At 67.6% G+C, this 11,866-nt stretch carries 11 protein-coding genes; 5 read left to right on the plus strand and 6 right to left on the minus strand.

Annotated features, from left to right (window positions below):
• Positions 1-8: 8 nt before the first annotated feature.
• From HEQ16_07270 to HEQ16_07280, 3 genes are read right to left on the minus strand one after another with little or no spacing between them, the layout of a single operon-like run.
• Positions 9-881 (minus strand): SDR family oxidoreductase, encoded by an 873-nt coding sequence (locus HEQ16_07270; GenBank protein ID MCO4053839.1) that lies wholly within the window; start codon positions 879-881, stop codon positions 9-11.
• Positions 878-2,125, minus strand: a complete 1,248-nt coding sequence (queG, locus tag HEQ16_07275) for a tRNA epoxyqueuosine(34) reductase QueG (GenBank protein ID MCO4053840.1) — start codon at positions 2,123-2,125, stop codon at positions 878-880. Before queG ends, HEQ16_07270 begins: the two co-directional genes overlap by 4 nt.
• Positions 2,023-2,715 (minus strand): glutathione S-transferase family protein, encoded by a 693-nt coding sequence (locus tag HEQ16_07280; GenBank protein ID MCO4053841.1) that lies wholly within the window; start codon positions 2,713-2,715, stop codon positions 2,023-2,025. The genes queG and HEQ16_07280 overlap by 103 nt, the downstream gene beginning before the upstream one ends.
• A 248-nt stretch (positions 2,716-2,963) precedes the next feature.
• Here HEQ16_07280 and HEQ16_07285 point away from each other — a divergent pair, with 248 nt between their 5' ends.
• On the plus strand, positions 2,964-3,770 hold the full coding sequence (locus HEQ16_07285; protein ID MCO4053842.1) for an undecaprenyl-diphosphate phosphatase: 807 nt from the start codon (positions 2,964-2,966) through the stop codon (positions 3,768-3,770).
• A 4-nt stretch (positions 3,771-3,774) separates the two neighbouring features.
• Here the strand turns inward: HEQ16_07285 and nth are convergent, their stop codons facing one another.
• Positions 3,775-4,656 (minus strand): endonuclease III, encoded by an 882-nt coding sequence (gene nth, locus HEQ16_07290; protein MCO4053843.1) that lies wholly within the window; start codon positions 4,654-4,656, stop codon positions 3,775-3,777.
• Here nth and HEQ16_07295 point away from each other — a divergent pair.
• Positions 4,640-5,035, plus strand: coding sequence for a DUF2244 domain-containing protein (locus HEQ16_07295; protein MCO4053844.1), 396 nt, complete (start codon positions 4,640-4,642; stop codon positions 5,033-5,035). The genes nth and HEQ16_07295 overlap by 17 nt on opposite strands.
• Positions 5,036-5,116: 81 nt before the next feature.
• Entirely contained in the window at positions 5,117-6,058 is a 942-nt protein-coding gene (locus HEQ16_07300; GenBank protein MCO4053845.1) for a methylated-DNA--[protein]-cysteine S-methyltransferase, read from the plus strand.
• Positions 6,059-6,086: 28 nt separating this feature from the next.
• On the opposite strand, the gene HEQ16_07305 is transcribed toward HEQ16_07300, so the two are convergent.
• Positions 6,087-6,980 (minus strand): hypothetical protein, encoded by an 894-nt coding sequence (locus tag HEQ16_07305; protein ID MCO4053846.1) that lies wholly within the window; start codon positions 6,978-6,980, stop codon positions 6,087-6,089.
• Between the two features lie 156 nt (positions 6,981-7,136).
• The gene (locus HEQ16_07310) at positions 7,137-8,279 is read right to left on the minus strand and encodes an ISAs1 family transposase (GenBank protein MCO4053847.1); all 1,143 of its coding nucleotides are present in this window, start codon (positions 8,277-8,279) and stop codon (positions 7,137-7,139) included.
• A 360-nt stretch (positions 8,280-8,639) separates the two neighbouring features.
• Between HEQ16_07310 and dnaK the strand changes: the two genes are divergently transcribed.
• Positions 8,640-10,562, plus strand: coding sequence for a molecular chaperone DnaK (gene dnaK / locus HEQ16_07315; GenBank protein MCO4053848.1), 1,923 nt, complete (start codon positions 8,640-8,642; stop codon positions 10,560-10,562).
• Between the two features lie 93 nt (positions 10,563-10,655).
• Entirely contained in the window at positions 10,656-11,798 is a 1,143-nt protein-coding gene (dnaJ, locus tag HEQ16_07320) for a molecular chaperone DnaJ (GenBank protein ID MCO4053849.1), read from the plus strand.
• The last annotated feature ends 68 nt before the right edge of the window (positions 11,799-11,866 follow it).

Genomic DNA, 11,866 nt, shown 5'->3' on the forward strand with positions numbered 1-11,866 from the left:
CGGGCCTCTCAACGCCCTTCGCCGGCCTCGAACAGGGCCTTGAGCCCCTCGCGATAGGTCGGGAACCGGAACCGGTAGCCCAGCGCCGTCCTGAGCCGCTCATTCGAGACGCGGCGCGAGTCGAGATAGAAGGAGCGCGCCATTGGCGATAGCTCCGCCGTCTCGAACGGCTCCTCGGGAGGCGGGGCGATGCCCAGGAGCGCTGCGGCGTGGGCGACGACATCCTGCGGCGGAGCCGGCTCGTCATCGGCCACATTCCAGATCCGCCCCCGGTCCGGCCGTGCGAGCCCTGCAAGGCAGGCGCCGGCGATGTCCTCGACATGGATGCGGCTGAACAGCTGACCCGGCTTGACGATGCGCCGCGCCGTGCCGCCGCGCAGCCCGACAAGCTGGTTGCGGCCCGGCCCGTAGATGCCTGCCAGCCTGAAGATCTGCGTTGGCTTGCCTGCGGCCGCGCCCAGGTCGAGCCAGCCTTGCTCTGCCGCGATCCGGTTCAGCCCGCGCCGGCTGGCGGCCCTGAGGGCGGAGCCTTCATCGACCCAGGCGCCCTGATGGTCGCCATAGACCCCGACCGTGGAGAGATAGCCGATCCAGCGAAGCTGTCGCGCCGCGGCGATGGCCTCACTCAGGACCGCCAGCGCAGGGTCGCCCCCATCCTCGGCGGGAATCGAAACAAGCAGCGCCCCGGCCCTGTCGATCGCCGCCACAAGCGCGTTGTCGGCGGCGCCGCCATCGAAGGCATGGGCCTCGATGCCGCGCCGCCGCAGCGCCTCGGCCTTCTGCGGTGAACGCACGGTCGCCGCCACATGGCTGAACAGCGGCCCGCCCTGCCGCACGAACGCCTCGGCCGAATAGCCCAGCCCGAGCACCATCAGCCTCATCGAATCGTCTCCTGCATCGGGGCGCCGCCTTCGAGCGCGGCCTGCCACTCGGCCCGCACGTCGCTGTCGGCCTCCCGCGCCATCGCATCGGTGGCGAGGCGGCGCGCCTCATGGGGCGCAAGGCGGGCCAGCGCCCAGACCGCCATGCCGCGCACCAGAGGCGACGCATCGCCAAGGCCGTCCCGCGCGCAATCGGTCAGGTCAAGCCTGCCTGAATTGCCCAGCGCGATCATCACATTGCGCACGAACCGGTCTCGCCCGGTGCGCTTGATCGGCGTGCCCGCGAACAGCGCGCGGAAGGCGGCGTCGTCGAGCGCCGCCAGCTCCCGCAGCGGCCGGGTGAGCAGATCCGCCCGCAGCGCCAGCCGCGCCTCGCGCGAGGCTGCGGCGAACTTGTTCCAGGGGCACACGGCGAGGCAGTCATCGCAGCCGAAGACCCGGTTGCCGATGCCCTCGCGCAGCTCGCGGGCGATCGGGCCGGCATGCTCGATGGTGAGATAGGCGATGCAGCGCCGGGCATCGAGCACGTAAGGCTCGGGAAAGGCGTGGGTCGGGCAGATGTCGAGGCAGCGGCGGCAGGAGCCGCAATGGTCCGCCCCGGCCTCGTCAGCCGGCAGCTCCGCAGTGGTGAAGATCGCGCCCAGGAACAGCCACGAGCCGTGCTCGCGCGAGACGAGAACGCTGTGCTTGCCCTGCCAGCCGATGCCGGCCGCCTGGGCCAGCGCCTTCTCCATCACCGGCGCGGTGTCCACGAACACCTTGACGCCTGCATCGGCAGGCGCCAGCGCTCCGGCCACGGTCTTGAGCTTGCCCTTGATGATGTCGTGATAATCGCGCCGCGCGGCATAGACCGACAGCGCCGCGCGATCGCGCCTCTCCAGCGCCGCCAGCGGATCATGATCCGGCGCGTAGGACATGCCGAGCATGATGACGGAGCGCGCCTCCGGCCAGAGCTTCGCCGGATCGCCCCGCCAGTCCGCGCGGTCATGCATCCAGTCCATGCTGCCGTGGTGGCCTGCGTCGAGCCAGCGGGCCAGCCGCCCGGCAGCCTCCGGGATCGCATCGGGCCGGGTCACGCGCATCACCGCGAAGCCCTCGCGCTTCGCCCTCGCCAGAACGGCCTGCTTGAGCGCTGCGGGCGTCAGAAGTCGAGGTTCTCGTATGTGGCGGCCGGCGCCATGCCTGCCACGCGGTCGGACAGCAGGGCGCGGAAGCTCGGACGGGACTTCATCTTCGCATACCATCCGCGCGCGCCCTCGCTTTCATCCCATGCCACGTCGCCCAGATAGTCGACGCAGGACAGGTGCGCCGCCGCGGCCAGGTCGGCATAGCTCATCTGGTCCCCAGCCAGCCAGTTCCGGCGCGCCATCAGCCAGCCGATATAGTGCAGATGGTAGCGCACATTGCTCCGCGCCGCGCGGATCGACACCGTGTCGGGCGGCCCGCCGCCCTCTTCGTTGCGCATGAAGCGCTTGGAGATCTTTTCGAGGGTCAGCGGCCCTGAAACCTCGGCGTGGAACTTGTGGTTGAACCAATGGGTCAGCCGCCGCACCTCCACCCGCTCGGCCGGCGGATCGGGCAGCAGGCGCCGCTCGCCCAGCGCCAGCCCGCGGGTCTCGTCGAGATATTCGGCGATGATGTCCGCCTCGGGCACGACGAGCGTGCCTTCCTCGATGAGCACGGGCGTCGTGCCGGCCGGGTTCATCGCGAGGAATTCGGTGCGGCGCTCCCATATCTGTTCCGTGGTGAGTTCGGCCTCCATGCCCATTTCGGCCATGACGAGGCGGATGAACCGCGAATGGGGACAGAACGGGGCGTGGATCAGACGAGGCATGGGTCCGGGCGCTTAATGGGCGGTCTGGTCGTGTGGAGGAGCGCATCAGGCTGGCCTGACGGCGGCGATGTGCGGAGCGGCATGAAACCCTGTCCGGGTTAACACGGTGTTCATAAAGTCGGGGCGTGAACCATCCCGGGTTGTGCCCGCACGCATCGGCGGGCCGAGGCAGGGCTATAAAGGCGCGCAGGCTTGCCTACAATCCGAATCGATTGCACAGAATCGGGTCAAGGGGCGGGTTGCAAGGATTGGACATGGATTACCTGAAGGCGCTCCTTCTCGGCATTGTCGAGGGCCTCACCGAGTTCATCCCCGTCTCGAGCACGGGCCATCTGCTGCTGATCGACCATTTCCTCGGCATCGGGGACGATGATTTCGGCAAGACCTTCGCCGTCCTGATCCAGCTCGGCGCCATACTCGCCATCCTGTCCGTGTATTCCGGCCGGCTGTGGAAGGTGGCGGTGACCTTGCCGACGCGCGAGGATTCCCGCCGCTTCGTGGCGGGCGTCCTCCTTGCCTTCCTGCCTGCGGCGGTGATCGGCGCGCTGCTCCATGGCTTCATCAAGGGCGTGCTGTTCAACCCGTTCCTGGTCTGCTGCACCCTGATTGCGGGCGGGCTCATCCTGCTCGTCGTCGACGACCTCGAGCTTGAGGTGCGCCATGACGACGCCATGCGCTTTCCGACGATGATGTATCTCAAGATCGGGCTGATCCAGTGCCTCGCCATGGTGCCCGGCGTCTCGCGCTCGGGCTCCTCGATCGTGGGCGCCATGCTGCTCGGCGCCTCCAAGCGCGCGGCGGCGGAGTTCTCCTTCTTCCTCGCGATGCCGACCATGGCCGGCGCCTTCGCCTATGATCTTTACAAGAACCGCGGGCAGTTGAGCGTGGATGACGTTGTGCTGGTCGCGATTGGCTTCGTGGCCGCCTTCTTCGCGGGGCTCATCGTGGTCAAGAAGCTGCTCGATGTGGTGTCGAATTACGGCTTCAGGCCCTTCGCCTACTGGCGGATCATCGTGGGCGGTGTCGGCCTCGCGCTTCTGGTCGCGATGGGGTGACGCCTCAGCCGGCGCGCTTGTCGGGGCTGTCGCACAGATCCGCCACCACGCAGGCGCCGCACAGCGGCTTGAGCGCCTTGCAGGTGTAACGCCCGTGCAGGATCAGCCAGTGGTGCGCATGATGGCCGAACTCGTCCGGCACCACGCGCTCCAGCCCCATCTCGACGATGACAGGGTTCTTGCCCGGCGCGATGCGCAGCCGGTTGGCGACGCGGAAGACATGGGTGTCGACCGCATGGGTGATCTGGCCGAAGGCCATGTTGAGCACGACATTGGCCGTCTTGCGCCCGACGCCGGGCAGGGCCTGAAGCGCCTCGCGCGTCTGCGGCACCACGCCGCCATGCTCGGTGATGAGCTTCTCGCACAGGGCGATCACGTTCTTCGCCTTGGTCCGGAAGAGGCCGATGGACTTCACGTAGTCGCGGACCGTGTCCTCGCCGAGCGCCAGCATCTTTTCGGGCGTGTCGGCGATGGCGAAGAGCGGCCGCGTCGCCTTGTTCACGCCTGCATCCGTGGCCTGCGCCGACAGCACCACCGCCACCAGCAACGTGAAGGGGTTGACCGATTCGAGCTCACCCTTGGGTTCGGGGTTCCGGGCGCGGAAGCGCTCGAACAGCATGCGCACCTCGGCTGCGGGCCGTGGTCCGGGGCCGGCGCGGCGGCGCGCGGCCTTGGACGGCACGGCCCTGGGCGTGTTCACGGAGGCTTGAGGAGCGGCAGGCTGGCGTGGCGGCATGGCTTGTCTATAAGCTGTGACGATGCAGGCGCGCCACCCGAATTCCGCAGTTGAGCACGGCCCCGAGGCGCCGATCTTCAGCGCCGTGATCACGCCGCACCGGTCGCTTGGCCGGCAGGGCTTCCGGCTGGTGATGACGCTTGTCTGCATCGCCAGCATCGTCTCGTCGATTCCGTTCATGATCGCCGGGGCCTGGCCCGTGGCAGGGTTCTTCGGCCTCGACATCATCGCGCTTTACATCGCCTTCCGCGTGAATTTCCGCGACGCCCGCGGCTTCGAGGAGGTGGCCGTGACCCCGCTCAAGGTCATGCTCGCGAAGGTCACGCCCCGGGGCGAGCGCGCGGAGTGGCGTTTTGACACGCTCTTCACCCGCATCGAGCGCCAGGATGATGAGGATTACGGGCTGATGAAGCTTAACGTCGTTTCGCGCGGGCAGATGGTTCCGATCGCGGGCGCCCTGTCCCCCGGCGAGCGGGAAAGCTTTCACGACGCTTTCTCGGGCGCGCTGCGCACGGCCAGGGGCGGCTGAGCGTCCGTCTCGCAAATCGGGTGTCGCGGAGCGCGCGCAGCGCCTATCACAAGGCTCGTTGTTTCCTGGCGGAGCCCGATCATGACCGTGTCGCTGTCCCTTTCCCGCTTGGCCGACCTCGCACCATCCACGGCCCTCACCACAGCCCAGGCCGATTATGAAGTCGTGCGGCGCATCCTTGCCCTCATCACCGAGGAATGGCGCCGCCAGCCCGGCATCGAGGCCATCGCCGCGCAGGTGGGGCTGACCACTGAAGAGACGCATCTGATCTTCCGCCGCTGGTGCGGGCTCACGCCCAAGGCCTTCCTTCAGGCCGTTACGCTCGATCAGGCCAAGCGGCTGCTCAGGCAGGACGCCAGCCTGCTGGATGCCTCGCTTGATCTCGGACTCTCCGGCCCGGGCCGCCTGCATGACCTGTTCGTCACGCACGAGGCCATGAGCCCCGGCGAATGGAAGACCGGGGGCCGGGGGCTTGCCTTGCGCTATGGCTACCACCCCTCGCCGTTCGGCGAGGCCATCATCGTGGCGACGGAGCGGGGGCTTGCGGGGCTCGGCTGGGTCGATGACAAGGCGGCTGCGGGCCGCGCGGCCGATACCGGCAAGCCGGCCGGCGGACGCGCCGGCGCTCTGGCCGACATGCAGCGGCGCTGGCCCAACGCGGCCTATGTCGAGGATGGGCCGGGCACGGCGCCGCTGGCCGCGCGCATCTTCGATCCCGCGCAATGGCGGGCGGACCAGCCCCTGCGCGTCGTGATGATCGGCTCCGATTTCGAGGTCAGGGTCTGGGAGGCGCTGCTGTCGATCCCGCTGGGACAGGCCACGACCTATGGCGCCATAGCCGGGCAACTGGGCTCGCCGCGCGCTGCCCGTCCCGTCGGCGCGGCGGTGGGGCGCAATCCCGTCTCCTTCGTGGTGCCCTGCCACCGCGTGCTCGGCTCGACGGGGGGGCTGACCGGGTATCATTGGGGGCTGACGCGCAAGCGCGCCATACTGGGCTGGGAGACAGGCCTGTCGGGCGCCTGAGGCGCGCCGATGGCGGCGGGCGGCCGTCTCAGCGCCGGGCCTTCGGCTCGGTGGCGAGGATGCGCGCGCGCAGCGAGGCGGCCCGCGCCTCGGTGACCTTGGCAGCGCAGAACCCGTGATTGGACTCACGCGCGAACTCACGGCAGATCTGCTCGCGCTCGGATGAAAAGCCTGCCTGCTCGCGCGCGATGGCACGCTGCTCGCCTGCTTTGGCGCGGGCGCCCAGTAGCCGGAAGCCTTCGTGCACCTGGGACTCGGCGCGGCCGCGGTCGCGCTCGATCTCCTTCGCCAGCGCCGTGAGGCCGCGCGCGTCAGGCGCCCAGAGCCCACGCGGGTTGATGCGGCACTGCGCGGCCTCGATCACGCAGGGCGCCTGCGGCGCGATCACCAGCAGCGCATTGTCCAGCACGTCGAAGACGATGGGGCAGGCGCTCGACTGCAGCCGGAAGCGCGGCAGCCCATCGGGCCGGCCCATCGGCTCCAGCGGCACCGGCTGCTCGCCGAAGGACACCCCGCAGGGCTCCAGCAGGTTGCCGGGCTGGAAGCCCTCCGCCTGGAACCGGAGCCCGTAGCCGCGCCCTGCGCGCTCCATCACGAAACGCCCGGCACGGCCCTCATGCAGCAGGACCTGGCCCACCACCGAATCTTCGGCGACGGATTTGGCGCTGGGGGCGGCCGGCCGCGCCGGCGTGGGGAAACCTGCGGGCGGGCGCTCGCCGGGGCCGCCGGCGGCCGGGGGCGCCACGGGCGTTCCTGCCGGAGACGAGCCCACCGAGCCGGGCAGGCGCATCGGCTGCGCGAGCGGCGAGGAGAGCCCCGCGACGCCCATGGCCAGCGCCAGCGCAAGGATCGCGGCCGCCTTGCGCGGCGCACGGCCGCCTTGCGAGGGCGGGATAGGGCTTTGCGGCTCTGTCTGGGACACGTCAGCTTCCCGGGTTTGCGGTGGGTGGCAGGCCGCTTGGCCCGGCACGCAGCAAGCGCCCGCGCGAACAGCGAATCCGCATTCTGACCGATTTCAGACACGGCGAAAGCCTTGCGTCAATCGCTGGCTCTGCGGAGCCAGGGCAACGAGTCCAGGTTAACGCGGTGAGGCATGGATGATCTGGGCGAGGGTGTTTGTGTTCCATCCAGCGGCTTTTCGGGCTGTTTTGATGGAGCGGTTTCCCTTTCCTGCGCGGACGAGGTTGAAGGCGAGCCTTCGCACGAGGGCCATGTTCTGCGCTCCATGACCGCGCCTGAGGCGTGATTGATCCTCCTTGAAGACGACATCGAGCACCCAGTGGAGGCTTTCGATGCCCCAATGGCTGCGAATGGCGGTTGCAGCGCGTTCGGGTGTGAGAAGGGCGGAGGAGATGAAGAACCGCGTCTCCCGGGAGGTCTTGCCCTGCCGTTCGACTTGTGTGGTGGCTCGCACGATGCTTCTGAGACGGTGGAAGCGATGCTCGCCGGGATGGCGTCGCCCGCCTTCCAGCCAGCCGATCTCATGGCTGACCGTGGTGGTACGGGTCTCGATGCGTCCATGATCCTTGTCGACGCTGATGCTGGTGGCGAGCCCTGTCGTGGCCGGATCGTCGAAATAGGCCGCGACCTCGTCGTGCAGGGTCGGCTGGTTGCGCTTGAGGGCCAGAAGATAGTCGCCTTCCTTGTCCGTGATCGCCTTGGCCATGGACGGGTTGGTGGCGATGGCGTCGATGGTGACGAGCGCGCCCTTGAGCGTCAGCCGCTCCAGGATTGCCAGCATGGCGGCGCATTCGTTGTCCTTGGCGTCCACGGCCTCCTGCGCCAGCACGAGGCGCTGGGTCGAGGCCCAGGCGCTGACCAGATGGATGGGGGGCAGACTGCGGCCAGCCTCGCCGCTGCGGCGCGCTGTCTTGCCGTCCAGCGCGATCAGGTCCGCCGCGTCCGGTCGCAGCTGCGTCGCCCAGGCCGTGAAGCAGGCCGCAAACAGCGCCGGATCGATCCGGTTCAGCACCACCCGCAGCCAATCCTCCTTGGGAGTGCCGAAGAAATACTCGGCATGCTCGCGCAGGAAAGGCAGATGCGCATCGCCCCAATCGGCGATCTCGTCATAGTCGTCGCAACCCGCGACAGACGCGCAGGTCACCAGAAAAAGCACTTCCGCAAGCGGATACTTGACCTTGCAGCTCTCGCGCGGGTCCCCGACGCGTCCGAAGTGATCCAGCAGAAGGCGCAACCGGTCCTTGACGAAAATCTGATCCATCGTTCGGGCTCCTGATCCGAGCCCGTTGAATCAGAAGCCATACTCCAAAGCTATCCCGTGCGCTCCGCCGTTAACCTGACAAAGTTGCCGTGTCTGCGGAGCGCCAATGGGCCTTCAACACCCATCCACCATTTTTTCGACGCGGTTTGTTCGCCGATTATCTTGCGCTCAGAATGGCTTCCCCCCATATGCCGGTCATCGCGCGCAGGGGCGCTGCAACGACATGATCCGAAGCCGGACCGGCCCATCGCCGCGACGGATCCTCGGAGCTTGAAGTCCGTTTCCCGCCGCTCAACTGCAACACCATCAGGCCGGATGCTTCGGGTCCGGCCGGGATCATGCTTCGAAAGGGATCATCCCATGGCAAAAGTTATCGGCATCGACCTCGGCACCACCAACTCCTGCGTGGCCGTCATGGAAGGCACGACGCCGAAGGTCATCGAGAACGCCGAAGGCGCGCGCACCACGCCCTCGATCGTGGCCTTCACCGATGATGGCGAGCGCCTCGTCGGCCAGCCCGCCAAGCGCCAGGGCGTGACCAATCCCGAGCGGACCTTCTTCGCGATCAAGCGCCTCATCGGCCGCACCTATGACGATCCGATGACCCAGAAGGATCTCAAGCTCGTCCCCTACAAGATCAAGAAGGCCGGCAATGGCGACGCCTGGGTCACCGCTGACGGGCAGGACTATTCGCCCAGCCAGATTTCCGCCTTCACCCTCATCAAGATGAAGGAAACGGCCGAGGCCTATCTCGGCCAGTCTGTGACGCAGGCCGTCATCACGGTTCCCGCCTATTTCAACGATGCCCAGCGCCAGGCCACCAAGGATGCCGGCCGCATCGCAGGCCTTGAAGTGCTGCGCATCATCAACGAGCCCACCGCGGCTGCGCTGGCTTACGGCCTCGACAAGAAGTCGAGCGGCACGATCGCGGTCTATGACCTTGGCGGCGGCACCTTCGACGTCTCGATCCTCGAGATCGGCGATGGCGTGTTCGAGGTGAAGTCCACCAATGGCGACACCTTCCTCGGCGGCGAGGACTTCGACATGCGTCTCGTCGAGTATCTGGTGGACGAGTTCAGGAAGGAGCAGGGCATTGACCTCAAGAAGGACAAGCTCGCCCTCCAGCGCCTGAAGGAAGCGGCCGAAAAGGCGAAGATCGAGCTGTCCTCGACCGCGCAGACCGAGATCAACCTGCCCTACATCACCGCCGACGCCTCCGGGCCCAAGCACATGACGATGAAGCTCTCTCGCGCCAAGTTCGAGAGCCTTGTGGACGATCTCATCCAGCGCACCGTCGAGCCCTGCAAGAAGGCGCTCAAGGATGCGGGCCTCTCGGCCGCAGACATCGACGAGGTGGTTCTGGTCGGCGGCATGACCCGCATGCCCAAGGTCCAGGAGATCGTGAAGAACTTCTTCGGCAAGGAGCCCCACAAGGGCGTGAACCCCGACGAGGTCGTGGCGATCGGCGCGGCCGTCCAGGCCGGCGTGCTCCAGGGCGACGTCAAGGACGTGCTGCTGCTGGACGTGACCCCGCTCTCGCTCGGCATCGAGACGCTTGGCGGCGTGTTCACGCGCCTCATCGACCGCAACACCACGATCCCGACCAAGAAGAGCCAGGTCTTCTCCACCGCCGAAGACAACCAGAATGCGGTCACCATCCGCGTCTTCCAGGGCGAGCGCGAGATGGCGGCCGACAACAAGCTGCTGGGCCAGTTCGATCTGGTCGGCATTCCGCCCGCGCCGCGCGGCGTGCCGCAGGTCGAGGTCACCTTCGACATCGACGCCAATGGCATCGTCTCGGTCACGGCCAAGGACAAGGCTACCGGCAAGGAGCACCAGATCCGCATCCAGGCCTCGGGCGGCCTTTCGGACGCCGACATCCAGCGCATGGTCAAGGAGGCGGAGGAGAACGCCGCCACCGACAAGACCCGCCGCGAGCTGGTTGAAGCCAGAAACCAGGGCGAGGCGCTGGTCCATTCCACCGAGAAGTCGCTCAAGGAGTATGGGGACAAGGTCTCGGCCGCCGACAAGACCGGCATCGAAACAGCTCTCGACGCGGTGAAGGCCGCTCTCCAGGGCGATGACCTCGAAGTCATCAAGAGCCGCACCACCGACCTGATGCAGGCTTCGATGAAGCTGGGCGAGGCCATGTATGCCGCGCAGGCCGCTGCGGACGCCGAACCCGGCGCGGGCGACGGCGATGCCAAGGCCAAGGAAGACGTCATCGACGCCGACTTCAAGGACGTGACCGACGACAAGGGCGAACACAAGAAGAGCGCTTGAGTTCGGGCGCGGCAGCCTTTCCGCCTACATGCCGCGCCACCGTCATGGCCGGTTCAAGCCCGGCCATGACGTTGAAGGGGGCCACCCATCCAGATGTCCAAGCGTGATTACTACGAAGTCCTCGGCGTGCAGCGCAACGCGGACGATTCCGCCCTGAAGTCGGCCTTCCGCAAGCTGGCCATGCAGCACCATCCGGACAAGAATCCGGGCAACAAGGAGGCGGAGCTCAAGTTCAAGGAGCTCAACGAGGCTTATCAGGTCCTCTCCGACCCCAACAAGCGCGCCGCCTACAACCAGTATGGCCACCGCGCCTTCGAGAATGGCGGGGGCGGCGCAGGGCCGGGCGGGGCCGAGTTCGGCGACTTCATGTCGGACATCTTCGACCAGTTCTTCGGCCAGGGCGGCGGACGCCAGCGTGGCCAGGGCGGGCGCGAGCGCGGCGCGGACATGCGCTACAATCTCGAGATCACGCTTGAGGAAGCCTATCAGGGCAAGGCCGCCTCGATCCGCGTGCCGACCGCCATCAGCTGCGAGGTCTGCTCCGGCACCGGCGCCAGGCCGGGCACCAAGCCGCGGCAATGCCCCACCTGCGGCGGCTACGGCCGCGTGCGCGCCAGCCAGGGCTTCTTCTCGATCGAACGCACCTGCCCGACCTGCAACGGGCGCGGGGACATCATCGACGATCCGTGCAAGGCGTGCAGCGGCGCAGGCCGCGTGGTGCGCGAGCGCACCTTGTCGGTCAATGTTCCCGCCGGCGTCGAGGACGGCACGCGCATCCGCCTTGCGGGCGAGGGTGAGGGCGGCGCCAAGGGCGGGCCTGCGGGGGACCTTTACATCTTCCTTTCGGTCAAGCCGCACCAGATCTTCCAGCGCGACGGCTCGGATCTGTTCTGCCGCGTTCCCATTTCCATGACGAAGGCGGCGCTCGGCGGCGAGGTCGAGGTGGTGACGCTCGACGGCGCCAAGGCCGTGGTCAAGATCTCCGAAGGCACGCAGACGGCCATGCAGTTCAGGCTCAAGCGCAAGGGCATGCCCGTGCTGCGTTCGAGCGACATGGGCGATCTGTACATCCAGGTCCAGGTCGAGACGCCGCAGAATCTCAACAGGCGCCAGCGCGAGCTGCTCACAGAGTTCGAGAAGGAATCCTCAGGTGACACCCACCCTGAAACGGCCGGATTCTTCGACAGGATGAAGGGATTCTTTGACGGTTTCGGCGGCGCCGGCGCCAAGAGCTGAACCCGACCCTTGCCTGATCTGGCCAGCCTGCCCTCCCGCCGCCCGTGCGCAAGCTTGACGCGCGCGCC

Source organism: Bosea sp. (in: a-proteobacteria) (genome assembly GCA_023910605.1).
Classification (GTDB): Bacteria; Pseudomonadota; Alphaproteobacteria; order Rhizobiales; family Beijerinckiaceae; genus Allobosea.

Bases quoted from the DNA above. Each gene is read 5' to 3' on its own strand.
- HEQ16_07270 (MCO4053839.1), bottom strand. From the start codon at position 881: ATGAGGCTGATGGTGCTCGGGCTGGGCTATTCGGCCGAGGCGTTCGTG.
- nth (MCO4053843.1), bottom strand. From the start codon at position 4,656: ATGCAGACAAGCGTCATCACCAGCCGGAAGCCCTGCCGGCCAAGCGAC.
- HEQ16_07310 (MCO4053847.1), bottom strand. From the start codon at position 8,279: ATGGATCAGATTTTCGTCAAGGACCGGTTGCGCCTTCTGCTGGATCAC.
- dnaJ (MCO4053849.1), top strand. From the start codon at position 10,656: ATGTCCAAGCGTGATTACTACGAAGTCCTCGGCGTGCAGCGCAACGCG.
- HEQ16_07280 (MCO4053841.1), bottom strand. From the start codon at position 2,715: ATGCCTCGTCTGATCCACGCCCCGTTCTGTCCCCATTCGCGGTTCATC.
- HEQ16_07300 (MCO4053845.1), top strand. From the start codon at position 5,117: ATGACCGTGTCGCTGTCCCTTTCCCGCTTGGCCGACCTCGCACCATCC.
- HEQ16_07295 (MCO4053844.1), top strand. From the start codon at position 4,640: ATGACGCTTGTCTGCATCGCCAGCATCGTCTCGTCGATTCCGTTCATG.
- dnaK (MCO4053848.1), top strand. From the start codon at position 8,640: ATGGCAAAAGTTATCGGCATCGACCTCGGCACCACCAACTCCTGCGTG.
- queG (MCO4053840.1), bottom strand. From the start codon at position 2,125: ATGGTATGCGAAGATGAAGTCCCGTCCGAGCTTCCGCGCCCTGCTGTC.